The 15,462-nt window shown below is 49.0% G+C and carries 12 protein-coding genes; all 12 read right to left on the minus strand.

The features are described from left to right. Window positions 1-7 precede the first annotated feature (7 nt). Window positions 8-1,588, minus strand: coding sequence for a response regulator (locus BLW29_RS21470; RefSeq protein ID WP_177186746.1), 1,581 nt, complete (start codon window positions 1,586-1,588; stop codon window positions 8-10). A gap of 91 nt (window positions 1,589-1,679) precedes the next feature. Next, complete coding sequence (locus BLW29_RS21475) at window positions 1,680-3,326, minus strand: extracellular solute-binding protein (protein ID WP_256208767.1); 1,647 nt, start codon at window positions 3,324-3,326, stop codon at window positions 1,680-1,682. An 81-nt stretch (window positions 3,327-3,407) separates the two neighbouring features. Beyond that, window positions 3,408-4,310: a carbohydrate ABC transporter permease gene (locus BLW29_RS21480; RefSeq protein WP_090983384.1), complete on the minus strand. Its 903-nt coding sequence runs from the start codon at window positions 4,308-4,310 to the stop codon at window positions 3,408-3,410. Window positions 4,311-4,359: 49 nt separating this feature from the next. Next, complete coding sequence (locus tag BLW29_RS21485) at window positions 4,360-5,223, minus strand: ABC transporter permease (protein ID WP_090983497.1); 864 nt, start codon at window positions 5,221-5,223, stop codon at window positions 4,360-4,362. Window positions 5,224-5,486: 263 nt separating this feature from the next. Further along, window positions 5,487-6,794 (minus strand): NAD(P)H-dependent oxidoreductase, encoded by a 1,308-nt coding sequence (locus tag BLW29_RS21490; RefSeq protein ID WP_090983386.1) that lies wholly within the window; start codon window positions 6,792-6,794, stop codon window positions 5,487-5,489. Window positions 6,795-6,806: 12 nt separating this feature from the next. Beyond that, window positions 6,807-7,565: a phytanoyl-CoA dioxygenase family protein gene (locus tag BLW29_RS21495; RefSeq protein ID WP_177186747.1), complete on the minus strand. Its 759-nt coding sequence runs from the start codon at window positions 7,563-7,565 to the stop codon at window positions 6,807-6,809. A 185-nt stretch (window positions 7,566-7,750) separates the two neighbouring features. Then, the gene (locus BLW29_RS21500; RefSeq protein WP_090983389.1) at window positions 7,751-8,857 is read right to left on the minus strand and encodes a glycoside hydrolase family 172 protein; all 1,107 of its coding nucleotides are present in this window, start codon (window positions 8,855-8,857) and stop codon (window positions 7,751-7,753) included. Window positions 8,858-9,000: 143 nt separating this feature from the next. Continuing rightward, window positions 9,001-9,885: a carbohydrate ABC transporter permease gene (locus BLW29_RS21505; protein WP_090983391.1), complete on the minus strand. Its 885-nt coding sequence runs from the start codon at window positions 9,883-9,885 to the stop codon at window positions 9,001-9,003. A gap of 18 nt (window positions 9,886-9,903) precedes the next feature. Next, window positions 9,904-10,809, minus strand: coding sequence for an ABC transporter permease (locus BLW29_RS21510; protein ID WP_256208769.1), 906 nt, complete (start codon window positions 10,807-10,809; stop codon window positions 9,904-9,906). Between the two features lie 79 nt (window positions 10,810-10,888). Then, window positions 10,889-12,622 carry a type 2 periplasmic-binding domain-containing protein gene (locus tag BLW29_RS21515; RefSeq protein WP_177186748.1) on the minus strand — a complete coding sequence of 578 codons (1,734 nt, stop codon included), beginning with the start codon at window positions 12,620-12,622 and terminating at the stop codon, window positions 10,889-10,891. A gap of 200 nt (window positions 12,623-12,822) precedes the next feature. Continuing rightward, the gene (locus BLW29_RS21520) at window positions 12,823-13,596 is read right to left on the minus strand and encodes a response regulator transcription factor (protein ID WP_090983395.1); all 774 of its coding nucleotides are present in this window, start codon (window positions 13,594-13,596) and stop codon (window positions 12,823-12,825) included. Further along, window positions 13,593-15,341: a sensor histidine kinase gene (locus BLW29_RS21525; protein ID WP_177186749.1), complete on the minus strand. Its 1,749-nt coding sequence runs from the start codon at window positions 15,339-15,341 to the stop codon at window positions 13,593-13,595. The genes BLW29_RS21520 and BLW29_RS21525 overlap by 4 nt, the downstream gene beginning before the upstream one ends. Between the last annotated feature and the right edge of the window lie 121 nt (window positions 15,342-15,462).

A 15,462-nucleotide genomic window follows, 5' to 3' on the forward strand; every position in this document is an offset into this window, starting at 1 on the left:
AACGACGTTAGCATTGCTTGCGGAAATCTCCCGGCGTCATGCCCGACCATTCCTTAAACTGCCTGCTGAAGTAGGCAATGTTCTGATAGCCTGCCCTGTGCGCGACCTCGTATATTTTCAGCTTAGGATCCTGCAGATGGTTCCTAGCGGCGGTCATTCTAGCTCCAATTAGATAATTGCTGAAGGTTTCTCCTATCTCTTCTTTGAACAACAAGCCCAGGTGATTCGGGGAGAAGGAGAAGTGATCCGCTACCTCCCTCAGAGTCAAATCCGTACCTAATCGCTGCTCGATGTACATCCGAACCTCTTCGATCAATTTTCTGTTCTTCTTCTGCCCTTTCACATGCAGCTTCTCCGACACTTCGAACAATTTACGCCGGAACCATGACACGATGTCGTCGATCGTCTCGTACTGATGCAGAATGTCCAAGCTGCGATAATCCAGTCCGATCATTTGATAGAGATCTTCATTGATGCCCAGCAAATAGTGCTCCAGCTTTGAGATCAAATGCAGCAGGAAATTGTATACGGTACTCTTCTGCTCCAGCTTGGAAGCGAAAGCGAACAAATCCACCAAACAATCGTCGACCTTTACTAAGTCGTAGTCGGTGGCCGCTTTGAACAGTTCGGACAGAATAAGATCCAAATTACTGCTGCCTGCGATCGGCTGCTCTTCCAGCCCCTCGTATGTAATGATCTTTCCTTTCCCGCTAAACAGCTTGGCATGCAATGCCTTTCGTGCTTGCAAGTAGGAGGACGGAAGTTCTTCGGGGCGGGTGACAACGCTTCCAATCCCAATCGTAATCGAAGCCTGGAACTGCTGTTTCACCCTCTGAATCAGCCGCGTCAATTTCATTCCATAATCATCGCCGCCTACTACCAGACCTATTCGATGTGTTTCTACCTTGCACGGGTATCCGATTGCCTCTTCCACGCATGCATTGGTAATAAATTGTTGCAGCTGATCGATCCCATCCCGGTGCTGCTCGTTCTGACCCGTAACCAGCTTCCAGGAAACATCGTCGACTTCGATTATGGCTGCGGCATAGGAGGCATTGAAGCTACTCAGACCAAGCCGTTCCAATTTCATGAACAGCTCTTCCTGTTCGCCTATTCCTGTTTCAGTGCCTTCCAGCCATTGACGGATGAACGCGTTGCGCAAATAAGGGATCGACTGCGTGTAGGTTTCAATCCACGACTGCTTCTCTCGCTCCTCGTCCAACTGCATGCTTACTGCGTTCATGACCTGATTGAATTCCTCGTCATCTACCGGCTTTAGCACATAGTTGCTGGCGCCCATTTCCAATGCCGTTTTGGCATAGTGAAAATCCTCAAAGCCGCTCACGAAAACAACCTTTAACGCCGGCTGCAAATCAAGCGCCGAGCGCGCGAGTTCAAGTCCCGTCATACGCGGCATACGCACATCCGTGACCAAGATATCCACCTTCTGCCGGTTCAGAAAATCAAGGGCCGCGAAGCCGCTGTTCACAGCTCCGATGACTTGCATGTTCATGCGCTCCCATGGGACAAGCCTTCGAAGTCCTTCCAGATCGAGTCGTTCATCATCGGCAAGCAACACAGTGTACACAGCCATTCTCCCTTCCATCTCTCGCTTGGTAAAAAAAGAGAGTATACCTAGTTTCAAGTATACTCTCCTTCCAGTACCCGGCAAGATACAATTATTGTCCAACGATAGTCTGGTTGTTGTGCCAAGCATTCTCTTTAAATTTCAACACACTGTCAAAACCGACTTTGAGTGCGTCTTTCTCTGCTTGCGCCAACACTTCATCGACCTCCGCGTCATTCTTTGCAAAGATGGCTTTAGCCAATGCTTCCTTCGCAATTTCGCCTACGCTTTGCGCCGCAATCCCCTCTGCAGTATCCGGTAAAGGATCCAGATTAACGAATTGGGTCGCGTTCACCGATGTTTTCCAGAACACATTTGTTTGCTGCACCGTCGACCAGTTCCGTTTATCTTCAGGTAACGCCATCTCGATTTTCACTTTAGCGCCATCAATGAAGGTCGTATTGCCTACGAAGTTATACGATTGCAAACCGATTTTATCCTTCTCCTCCGGAGGCATCGTTGTCCACTTGTCATTCGGAATCGGAATGCCGTCCCCGTCAACCGAATCCCACAGTACGCCTTGCGGACCGAACCATACGACCTGTTGTCCTTCCGGACTTGTCATCCAATCCAAGAATCTGAAGATGGCCTCCGGATCCTTCGCGTTCTTCGTAATGACGTTTACGTTCCAGCCAAGCGAGTTCCAGTTGTTCGGCATAATTTTGGTTTTATCAAGTCCGGCTTTATGAATCGGCCAGATGGCCATGTAGCCGTCTTCCGGATCTTTCTTCTTCAGCTCTTCATCCGGTGAGCGTCCGAGGTTCGCTGCGTCGCCTGCTGCGATGACGGCAACGCGTCCGTTGATCAATTTCTCCGAGAGCTGATCTCCGGTTTGCGTAAGCGCATCCTGGGAAATGAGCTTCTCCCTGAATAGCATGCTCGTGTATTTCAGCGCTTCGGCATAAGCCGGATCGCCCCAAACCGGTTTCAACGCATCCCCATCGACATATACGGAGTGATCAACCAGCATCGGTGGGTTATTCTCTTTGAAGCCGGTATAGATCATGCGGTGACCCCAGCCGGAAGTATCGATTTCCAGCGGAATGACATTCGGATATTTGTCTTTGACGAGCTTCAGATAAGCATGCAGATCATCGAAGGTATCCAGTGCCGGTGAACCAAGCTCTTTATAGATCTTCTTCTCGATCAGCCAGCCCGAGTTCCCGTTCGGCGTAGACGTATAGTAGTTTGGCAGCTGATAGAGTTTGCCGTCCGATGACCGAAGCAAATTAAGCGTCGCATCCCCGACATATTGCTTGAAGTTCGGATATTTATCCAAATACTCATCGAGTGGCACAAGCGCGCCTGCGGCACGCAGCCGTTCCACTCCAGGTCCGCGATCCATCAAGATAAGATCCGGAAGTTCGTTGGATGCGATCATCGTATTGAGCTTGGCTTGCGATGCGCCTCCTGTAGCTACTTCCTTTACCGTTACGCCTTTCTTATCCGTAATCCATTTGGAAATCATATCGGATCCCCAAGAGTCAAGTCCCCACCAATCATAGTTCCCAAAGTAAGAGAAGGTCAGTGGTTCCTCCTTTACAGCTTTCGTATCGTTGCCATTACCTTCCGTACTCGTCGCATTGCCACTTTCCGACTTCCCATTGTTCGAGCTGTTATTGCCGCTGCAAGCAGAAAGAAGTAGAGCCGAACCGAGCATGCTTACAAGAATTACCGAGAGCATTTTTCTGGCCTTCAAGTGGATTCCCCCTGATAACGAATAATGTAAATCATGTATGTGCAAGCTCTTCCCAAGCTTATCACCAATCCTACGATTCGATTAGCCCTTTAGCGAGCCAACCAATACACCTTTGACAAAATACTTCTGCACGAAAGGATAAACCATAATAATCGGCAGTGTCGCCACCATCATCGTGGCCGACGACAGAGATTTGGTCGTGACCGTCTTCAGCCGATCCATGGCGTCCAGCGCGGAAGCATTGCCCCCGGCAGCTTGAGCCAGCTGCTCTGAAACGATGTTGGAATTCAGGATCTGATTGAGCAGCGTTTGAATCGGAATCAGATTCGGATTATTAATGAAGATCGTCGCCGTAAACCAGTCATTCCAATGGCCAACAGCCGTAAATAGCGACAATGTGGCAACGACAGGTCCGGACAACGGAAGGAAGATGCGGAAGAAGATACTGAAATGATTTGCACCGTCGATTTTGGCCGATTCCTCAAGTCCGTCCGGCAGTTCCATGAAGAAGGTCCGAAATATAATCATGTTCCATACGCTTATCAGGCCTGGAATAATCATGACCCAGAAGGAGTTCATCATGCCCAGAGAACGGCAAAGCAGGAAGAATGGAATTAATCCGCCGCTGAAATACATTGTGACGATACAGAAGACCATGTAAAATTTCTTGCCGGCCACTCCCCTGCGGGACATGGCATAAGCGAAGATCGCCGTGCAGAAGATCGCCATGGCCGTGCCGATGACCGTGCGCAAGACCGATATGGAGAAAGCTTGCAACAGACGTTCATCCTTGAAGACGATTCGGTAATTAACCAGCGTAAAGTCACGCGGCCAGAAGGTGATGCCGCCTAGCGTCGTATCGGTCCCGGAATTGAGTGAGATGACCAAACTGTTCCAAAACGGATACAACGTAACGAATGCAAGAATGACGAGAAAGCTATAAATAAACGTTTGCATAACGCGGTCTCCGCCGCTTAAATGCATGACCGGTCGCCCCTTTCCTTCCTATTCCAAGCTGCTGAGCTCCCGCGGTTCACCACAAACTCGAACCCAGACGACGCGCTACGCGGTTAGCGAGAACGAGCAGCCCCACGCTGATAACGGCTTTGAACAGCCCGGCTGCCGTTGCATAGGAGTACCGATTGCTCAAGATACCGATGCGATACACGTAGGTATCGATGACATCGGATACATCTCTTAAAATCGGGTTGTTGCCCAGCAGCAGCAAATCATCGAAGCCCGCATTCAATATACCGCCTACCGCCAGGATCAGAAAGATGATCACGACCGGCATAATACAAGGAAGCGTAATGAGAAGCATCATCCTGAAGCGGCTTGCCCCGTCTATGGAGGCCGATTCGTACAAATGCGGATCAACGCCGGCAATCGCCGCAAGGTAAACAATCGTCGCAAACCCGATATCCTTCCAGATGCCCGTCGTAACCACGATTGCCCAGAAGTATTCCGGCATGGACAAGAAGTTAATCGGTTCCTCGATCATATGCAGCTTCTGCAGAAGGATGTTAATGCTGCCGTTATCCGTCGAAAGCATAGACATCGCAAAGCCGGCCACGATAACCCAAGAGAGGAAGTGAGGAAGGTAACTTACCGTTTGGACAATCCGTTTAAACACCATACTTCTGACCTCGTTGAGAATCAGTGCCAGAAAGATCGGGGCCGGAAATCCGAAGAACAGTTTAAGCAGGCTGATCATAATCGTGTTGCGCATGATTTGCCAAAACTCAGGCGCCTCCACAAACATCTTAAAGTGCTTAAACCCTACCCAAGGGCTTGCCCAGAAACCTTCAAACATGTTGTAGTCCTGAAACGCCATCAGCACACCGTACATCGGAATGTAACTAAATACAAAGATGAACACGATGGAAGGGATGATCATAAGTTGCAAATCCCATTGGTTTCTTAATGTCTCAATCAGCTTCGGCTTTGTTTTCTGCTTTGTTTGTGCCGCCGCCGCAATGATGGATTGCTGCGCCTCCAACTTGTTACCCCCTCCTGATTTGTTACATTTAGTATAGAAAAGAATAGACCCCTTTCCTATGAGAGTGAGCAATGAAAACTTGCACATTTCAATGACAGTCGCACGTGAACAAAAAAACAATCCGCTGCGCCCCTTAGGCGTTTGGATTGTTTTTATCCCTGCTAGAATGCGCGCAGCCCATCTTGCATTTCCCTTAGCTGCCATATAAAATCGGAGCCGCGTTCCCGCAGCATCCCATACGTAATTATCGTCCCTTTAGGGATATTCACTCTGGCAATCACGTTCTGAGCCAGTGCATAAGGCAGACCGTCCTCTGAAGAGGAGCCTACCGCCGCTACCAGATGTGCACGGACCGTCTCCCCGCCCATTCCATCGAGCGTTTCCCCTGCCTTAATCGTTCGTTTGGCAACAGCCACGACGTCGCTTGTCGCTTTAAGCTGGGGACTTCCTGTAGCTTCGCCGAGCAGAACGGCCTTTGCAATCGATATCGGCGTCTCCATACCAACGAAGTGATGCGCGCGATAGATAACTCCTTGAGATCCATCCGTTGACATCGGAATCCCCTTATCCCGCAACTGTCGTTGTACGAAAGGATCCGTACTGGCAATGACGATGAAGACACCGCCGTTCAGATGATCATGGCTGACATCGCCGATTTCACGAAAATCAACAACTTCGACGACTCCATGACGGTGAAGAATCCCTCCTTCTTCCCGCAGTCGGAACACCTCGGGAATTTGCGAGAGCGGTACCTGCGGCTTGTGCATACCGGGAATGTCCGGTACATAACCTGTCATGTTGGCCATACACGCCATCTCGATCTGGTATTTGGAACCGTCCCAATATGCAATATCAGTGTCACGCATCGCATCTCGGTCATTTAATCTGCGGTCGACTTCCTCCTGTGAATGAACGGTCATCCATTTCCCGAGCACCGGCACGTCAAACCCTAAAGTCCGCGCCCAATCGTACAGCCCCTTGGCCAGACTGGGTTGATCGCCATCGGCAAGCGTATAAACGACGCCTTCCTGTTCGGCAATGCTGCGAAGCGCAGCGCCAACGCCAACATCTGCTTCAATATTGACCATCACCACATGCTTCTTATGGCGGAGTGCCTCGTAGGCGAACTGTGCCCCGAATACGGGCAAGCCCGTCGAATCCACGATGACATCGAGATCGCAGCTCAGCATATCGTATGGATTTATCGCAATGACGGGTTTACCAGCCTCAATCCCCGCTTGAATAGCAGCCTCAGAATCCGCCGTCTTAATCTCGTCCCTGCTGAATCCGGCAGCCAAATAAGCTTCAGTTGCATAATAGGGATTCGCGTCATAAAGAACCGCAATCTTCATTCCTTTCATTCGCGCAGCCTGAATGACCAGTCCAGTGCTGAATCTACCGGCACCGGCAATGCCCACACGAATCGATTTCTCTCGACATGTCAGCAGCCGAAGCAAGAGATTATCCATTCCATCACCTCTTTATTGGAATACGCGCGGATCACGCGGCCACGGGGAAGCGCCTAGCAGCATATTTCGCAGCGGCGTGTTCTCCTTATTACCGAGCAGTGCAGCGCTTGGTTCATAACCCGGCCATTGCTTGAGAAACAGCGGACCATAGTTGTAAATCAGCGATCTTCGCTGCTGATTGGAGGTGTTATCCATTGCGGCGTGATAGGTGGCCCCATCGAACAAGACAGCCGTTCCTGCTTTCACGTTCATCCGTACATGACCTGGCATCTGTCCGCCTGCTTCGTCAGATGGCAGCACATCATCGTGCATATGCCGGCTTCCCGGCAGGAAGGAGAGGCAGCCTCCGTCGTAGGGCACGTCAGCCGTAAAATAGAACACCTTCACCATAAACGGCACCCGCTTCCCTCCAATTAGCATCGTCGTTGCCGTATCCCTATGCCAATTCGCATGCGTCACTTGTCCGGGATGCTTAATAAACAGCTCATTGTCGATCATTGTGAACGCATCGCCAATGACATCCCGCATAATGCCCATCATCCGTGGATGCTCCATCAACGCAAGATATATCTCCCCGTGCTCAATGACGCTGCTCACCTTATCAATATTGGACGGCATGATATGCCCTTTAGCCTTCCAAGCCGCGAGTGTTGCATCCATTGCCGTGTTGTAAGCAAGAAGCTCCTCCTCGCTTAGAAAATCCTCAATCGCTAAGTAGCCGTCTCGCTCCCAGGAAAGATACTGCTCCATCGTCAATTCATGCAAATGCATCGATTCAACCTCCCAAATGTTTATCCATGACCTTATGTTAAGTCGGATAAGGGGAGGATTATAGAGGATCATTTGCTCCGTTTCCGTGACATTTTGCTGTTTTGTTTCATGAAAAAGACGCTATCCCACGAGCCCATCGCTTTCGATGGTGCTTGTCAGATAACGCCTTGCCCTACTCTCTTCTCTTACACGTCACTGCGCTTCGGACCGTCCGCCGAGCCAACAAGCAAATCCTTTATTCGATCTTCCCTGCTTGGAAAATCAGCAAACGGCTGCGAAGGCAGGGACTGATACCAGTAAGCAACCGCACTATAATCATCACTCAGCTCAAAATAACAATCATCCGCTTCAGGTCCATTACCTGCCGCCCGATACCCCGTGTAATCCTCTCCCAAATAAGCCTGCGCTTTGGTACCGGAGCCATAGCCGATTTGCTGTACCGTCACCTTCAAGCTGTCTTGGAAATAAATCGGATCGCGGACATGAAAACGATAGATGGAATATAGACCGTTGTCATGATCGACCAATGGAGCACCTTGATACGGTGTCAACACCTCATCGAGTCCCCACGCTGAACCCATGTAATCCTCAGCGCCTGTTCCGCAGATGGTCGGGTAATCCGAATCGCCATCGATATAGAACTTCACTTCGCCTTCACCCCACCAGCAATCCCGGTAGATGCTGCGCACGCCAAGTGTCGTTCCGAGGTAAACGCCTCGCCCCTTAATGTTATCCGCAATGACGAAATCCTCGTGCATCGGGCATGGATTACTCCGTCTGAATTGGGCATGAAAATAGCCGGTCGACTCGTCCAGCTCGTCGCCGCGCGTCACATCGAATTGATAGAACAAGAGGGAAACATCGGAGCTGGAGTCGTTCTCAATGGTTACGACCGCTTTCTCCTTGAAGGGCATCGGAATCCAGCAGTTCAGCCCTTTCCCGCTCTGCATCGTGACACAGTCGGATAACATCGCCTTCTGCCGACCATGCGCAACGCCGAAGAAATCGCCGATCGGCGCTTCCACGCTCGGATGCGTCTGGCCGTCCCAATACATGCGGATAATGACATTCCGCATATGATCGATGTTGCCCGGCGGCAGCGTAATCCATATATGACGGATGATACCCGGTCCGTCGCAATTGACTAGCTCGATCGTCTGGCCCTTTCGGAAACCTTCAATACACGGCGAACCCTTCCGGCCATTCTGCGTTTGCCCGCCGGCGCCGACTGCTCCTGACTTATTTTCGGATGTAAAAGCTCGACTCTCTATGTTCTTCAACTCATACAGCATGCTGCAGCTACCTCCGACCTATTAGGGATATAATTGTTCCTCTACCTATTAATGCCACTACTAGCACCTAATTGTCTAGTCAAAAAAAAGACCCCGAACCGGTTCAGCGAACACGCTTCGGAGCCTTCTTCTTCCTTCGTCAACTACTCTTTCACCGAACCCAGCATAATGCCGCTGATGAAGTACTTCTGCATGAACGGATACACAACCAGAATCGGGATCATCGTAATGACCAGCTTCGCAGCGGTCAAGCTGCGGTTGGATACCGAAGCCATGCTCTTGATCTGCTCTACATCGCGTACCGTCGTATCGAATTTGACAACAAGCTGCTGGATATAGGTTTGCAGTGGGAAATCGTCCGTTGTCATGGAGTAAATCAAGCCATCGAAATAAGCATTCCAGTTCCCTACGACGACGAATAGTGCAATGGTCGCCATAATCGGCATGGATAATGGTACATAGATTTGCAGCAATCTGCGCCAAGGACCGGCACCGTCTATACTTGCGGATTCTTCAAGCTCAGAGGGGATATTACGGAAATAGTTGAGCATGAGAATAATATTGAATTGGCCTACAGCACCTGGAATGACAAGCGCCCAGATCGTTCCAAGCATGTGCATATCCTTCACCGTAAAGAACATGGGGACAATGCTCGGTCCAAACAGCATCGTGGCGATAATGATCCACATGTACACGCCTCTGGAACGAAATACTCGCTTGCTCCTGGACAGAGGATAAGCAGCCAGGACAACCAGCACCATATTAAGGATCAGAGCAAGGATAACCCGTTTGAACGATACGCCGGCCGCAGTCAGGATGGCGTGATCTTGGAAAATCGTCGCGTATGTTTTAAAACTTAGGCCTAGCGGATACACCGTTACAAGACCCGCGGTCGCTTTGGCACTGTCGCTGAGTGAAATGGCCAGTATATTGAGCAGCGGAACAAGTGTAATGACGGCCAACAAGGTCAGAATACCGTATATGATCGAGTTGGTGATAATATCGCTTTTCGTTAATCGAATGCCCATCTGTTGCACCCCAATCGTCTAGAACACTTTATATTCGCCATATTTTTCGGCCAACCATTGCGAGACTAAAATAAATATAAAGGCAACTGCCGATCGGAACAAACCTACTGCAGTAGCAAATTCATATTGATTGCTCTGGAAACCCATGCGATAAATATACGTGTCATAAATATCAGCCACTTCATAGACAAGTGGATTGTACAAGTTGAAAATTTGATCGAAGCCTCCGCTCAGGATGCCTTGAAGACTCAAGATCAGAATCAGTACAACCGTTCCTTTGATACTAGGGAGAGTAATATTCACCAATTTCGCCCATCTTGAAGCGCCATCCACATCGGCAGCCTCATACAAATTCGGATTAATGGCCGTTAGTGCAGCCAAGAAGACGATCGCATTAAATCCAAAGCCTTTCCATACATCCGTTACATAAATGATAATCATAAACCATGTATTGCTATTGAAGAACATGGTGGGTTCACTAGCGCCCAGCTTGTGAGCCAAGCCGTTAATTAAGCCGTCAAGCGAGAAGAAGTCTTTGAAAATACCTGCCATAATAACCCATGACAGGAAGAACGGCAGATACACGATCGTCTGTACCGATCTCTTGAACCATTTTTTCTTAATTTCGTGCAGCAGCAGAGCAAAGGCAAGTGCGCAAGAAGTATTAAGGATGATTTTGACAATAGAGATCGTGATCGTATTAATCGTGATTTGTTTAAACTCCGGTATTTGAAACAGCATTTTGAAATGGTCCAGCCCCGCCCAAGGCGATCCCCATATGCCGGCAATCGGATCAAAATATTTGAATGCCAGAATCGAACCAAGCGTTGGATAAATGCTGAAAATAGCCAATAGGAGAATACTCGGAAACAACATGAAGTGATAGTGGATGGCTTCCCTGCTACGCACTCTGTTCGTCTTCAACATCATTCCACCTCAATTCGGATGAAACAAGTGCTGAGGCTGGAGGCACTCAGCACTTGTTAGAGAGTCATAATCGGATTTATTTAGCTACGATATCATTCACTTCGGCCGTAATATCTTTACCGCCCATGTCGTTCCACAGCTTAACGAAGCTATCGAACTCTTCAATCGACTTCTTGCCTGTAATGATTTCAAGGAAAGTCTTCTTCTCCAAGTCATCCATGGATGCTTTCTTCTTCTGCATCAAATCAGTCGAACCGATAAATGCCGGAAGCGTTTGTTGAACCGGGTTCTTCACCAGACCTGCTGCGCCGACCGCGAATTGGTTAGCAAGGCTCCACAATCCCATATCTGCAAACTTGTCTGCTGCTTTCTCGTAGTTCTGAATCGCTGTTGCTTGTGCTTTGGACTCCGGATCTGCTTTATCCATAGGTGTCGTACCGTTCAGAACATCTTGAATCGCTTTGTAACGAACCGTAATTTCATGCGGGTCCTTCGCGCTTACGCCAACCGGCAGCAAAGGCATCTTCGCATTCAAGTATTTAGCGCCTTCGTCAATGGTAAGCTTGTTGTACCAATCCAGGTGCTTCGTGTTCGCTTCTTGTGCATAGTTCAGCATCTTCATAATGGCTTCCGGATGGCTGAACCCTTTCTTCACCACTACGAACGATCTAACCGCGCCGTAACCTTTAGCGTGAGCAACGCCGTCTACGCCTTGCAGTACAGTCGCCTGCCAGTTCGCTTTATTATCGTTCTTGATGGAGTCAGGAAGCGGATACCAAGTAGACCACCAAGCGCCTTGGAAGATACCTGCTTTGCCTTTTGCAATCTGCTCAACCGATTTGTTGCTGTCGTTCATGATGAAATCAGGCGCAACCATGCCTTCTTTATACCATTTAGCGAGTCTTTCCAACGCGCCCTTTACTTCAGGCTGAACGGAACCGTAACCCACGCTGCCGTCTGCTGTTTTCACCCATTGACCCGGATAGGAATTGTACGCTCCGAATACGAAGTCGAAGGAGTTGGTGTCTGCGCCATAGATGTTTTGCTGAGCAGGAAGCACGCCTGCACCGAACTTGTCTTTGAATGCTTTAAGCGCTGTTTCTACATCGTCAAGTGTTTTCGGTTCAGGAAGACCTACTTGATCCAGCCAGTCCTTACGTGTCCAAATCACCGGGATTGCCGTTTCAACGTCTGCAATAGATGGAATCGCATAGAGCTTACCGTCAGAAGACACCGAATTCAGCGCATCAGGTCCGCCTAGTGCAATGCTTTCTTTCAGGAATGGCGATGCATAATCCTCGTATACTTTAGACAAATCCTCGATCATGTCCGCTTTGATCAGCTTCTTCAAGATGCTAAGACCATTCGGGTCCACGCTGATGGACAGTACGTCCGGGATGTTATTAGCTGCAATCAACAAGCTGACCTTCTGCTCGAAAGCAAAGTTCTGGTCACTTGTCGACCATGCCATCTTCGGCTTTACATTCAAGTTCTGTTCGAACCATTTCTGTACATCGTTATTCTCAAAGCTCTCACCGGCAGGCGGTTTCGATTCCGCGGAAATCGATATCCCTGTCGTGAATTCAACTAACTCGTCCATCTTGCCAAACGGATCAGGCTTCTCAGCAGGCGCAGTGTTCTCTGCTGCCGCGGCGTTATTGGTGCCTGTCTCATTCGTGGCTGCCGCATTGTTGGTTGCTGCAGTGCTGCCATTCTCGTTTGTGTTGTTTGAATTACCGCAAGCTGCGCTAGTCAACATTAATGCCGCGATCAGTGAAATGGATGCTGCTGCCTTTACTTTGTTGTTCACTTGAATCCCCCTTGACCTCTGTGAATTTGTTGTATTGCGTATCTCTATAGTAAGCCTGAATTGCGGAAGGACGAGATAGACAATCATCATCAGCAACTGGGAATCCGGTTATCAAATGTACACGTTTCCAATACAAATTTCGCACCATTTCAGCAAAATTTTCCCTTGTTGTTGAAAGCGCTTAAATTGTTTATTGGCTCTTATCGGTTCCGTTCCCGAAACTCGGTAGGCGTCATGCCACAATGCTCGCGAAACAGCTTGCTGAAATACTTCTCATCCTGGAAGCCGAGCTGGTCGGCGATCAAGTAGACCGGCTTGCTCGTTTTGCGCAGCAGCGATTCGGCCGATTGGATCTTCATGTTCTTCAAGTATTCGCTGAACGGGGTTCCTACGATATCCTTGAAGCACAAGCTGAAATACCCTCTGCTCATATTGACGGCCTTGGCGACCTCTTCCTGGTTGATGCCATGAAACAGATGCTCGTTCATGAATTTGACGGCATTGTTGATGCAGGAGACCACTTCCTCTGAATAACGTTTCCCATGTTCGTTCTTGAAGATCGGCGCATAATCGCTCCCGCTCCGGTCTTTGTTATCACGCTGAATCCGGTTCTCGATTCGCTCCAGTACATCCTCTACCTTCTCCTTCTCCAGCTGTGTTTTGACAATATAATCAATAGCGCCCAGGCGCATCGTCTCTTGAATGAACTCAAAGTCTTGATGGCAGGTCAGGACAACCACCTTCAGATCGGGGAAGCTGTTGCGAGTTTCCTTCATAAGCTCGAACCCCGACATGCCCGGCATCGTCAGATCCATGAACATCACATCAACACCGTTGCCTTTCAGAAACTCAAGCGCCTTGTCCCCGCTGCTCACGTCCCCAACGATCTTGAAGCTGAATTTCTCCCAGGGCAGGACGGAAATAAGCCCTTTTCTCACATAGATTTCATCGTCTACAATTAACGTTCTGATCATTGCAGTTCCTCCTTATGCTCTCTGCGGTTGATGGGGAGACGAAGCTTGAATACGGTGCCTTTGCCCTTCTCGCCTTTGATGTCCATTTCGGCCTCTTGGCCGTAATTCACTTCGAGCATGTATTTGACATAGCTAAGTCCGATTCCCATACCGACCTTCTTGTGTTCTTCGGATTGCGGCTCCAGCATTCTTGCAATGTCCGCGTCGGTCATCCCTTCGCCGCTGTCCTCAACGGTAATAATCAACTGCTTGTCCTGCTCGTATACGGCAATCTTGATGGACCCGCTCTCATCCTTGAGACCGTGATAGATGGCATTCTCCACAATCGGCTGCATGATAAACCGCGGAATACTGACATCGCCAAGCGTAGGATCGACGACAATTTGCACGTCAAAATGATAGGCGTACCGAATTCGCTGCAGATCCACGTAGTTCTGAAGCGCCTCCACTTCCTCGTTCAAGGAAACGATGCCGCCTTCCTTGCCCAGGTTATAGTGAAGCACTCTCGTGAATAGGGCGACCAGACGGTCAATCTCGTCCTGCCCATTCATTCTTGCCAGCCACTGGACGGTATTCAGCGTATTATGCAAGAAATGAGGGTTAATCTGATGCAGGATTTTCTCCACCTCAACGACTCGTTTCTTGCGCTCCTTCTCCTCCAGTTCCTTGAACAAGTCCGAAATTTTGATTTTCATATCGTTAAACTGCACGAGCAGACTATCGAACTCTACAATTCCGGTCATCTTCACCTTGGAATTAAATTTGTTATGCGCCAGCAGCATGATCTCTCTATTAATTGTCCGCAGCGGCCGCGAGACAATTCTCCATATGGAGAGCCCCAGCAATATACTGATGACAATCGACAGTACGGCGAACAGCGCGAATTTGCCGATCCACTTCTTCACATCTGCGCTATATGCCTTCGTCTCAACGGCGGAGAGAATATACCACCCGAGCTCGCCCCTCTGCGAGAAGACATAATAGCCTTTCTTAATAGAATCCGATTTGCCCGTGCTGCTCAGCTGCTTTACATCGATCCGTTCGCCAATCGCAAAATCCTCCGGACGCTGGCTGTACATCACCTGGCCTTTGTCATTGAGCAGGATCGACGATACATCCAGCTTGTATCGCTGCGATTTCAACAGATCTTCAAACAGTTTGATGCTGGTCTCGATATAGACGTATAAATCGGCGCCCTCAATGAGGTTGACCTTTCGCGCAATCGAGAAAACCATCATGTCCTTCGCACGCTTCACTGTCATATGCGGTCCGTAGAAGTTTGCGTTAAGGCCATCTGCCAGCTGAGGCAGCAGCTCCAGACTGAACCCATCATCGACACTTTGATTCTCGAACATGACTTGATTCTTATTGGCATAATAGAAGAAAATCAGCCCAATATCCGGCTTAGCGGCATTAATGAGCGAAATGCTTTCAATGACCGCTTTCTTCTTCTCATATTTGGTCATAATATCCTTGGTATCAATGAAGGTCTCAATATCATCGGCCACTCGCCCGTTATACATCGCAAGCTGCAGCGCTGAATCTTCTAAATTCGAGAATACATGGTCAACGCTAATTTGGAACTGTTTCATATTGCTGTGAATGCCATCATCGATATTCGTGTTTAGCAGGGAAATCATAGATACATAGGAGATGTAGCCGATTAGAGATAAGGGAATGATAGAACTAAGAATTAAGAAGAAGTAAGCTCTGTTCTTCAGAGAGTACGATGATTTCGGCAGCAAATTGTGGTTCCCCCGCTCCTGGTGAGTAGTTTCCATTGATTGTTATTATTGTAAGGAATGCAAAAGGGAACCGTCAATCCGCCATAATAATCCAACATTTGACAATCTATGCGCTCCCAAC

It is taken from the genome of Paenibacillus sp. CF384, assembly GCF_900106745.1.
Lineage (GTDB): Bacteria > Bacillota > Bacilli > Paenibacillales > Paenibacillaceae > Paenibacillus_Z.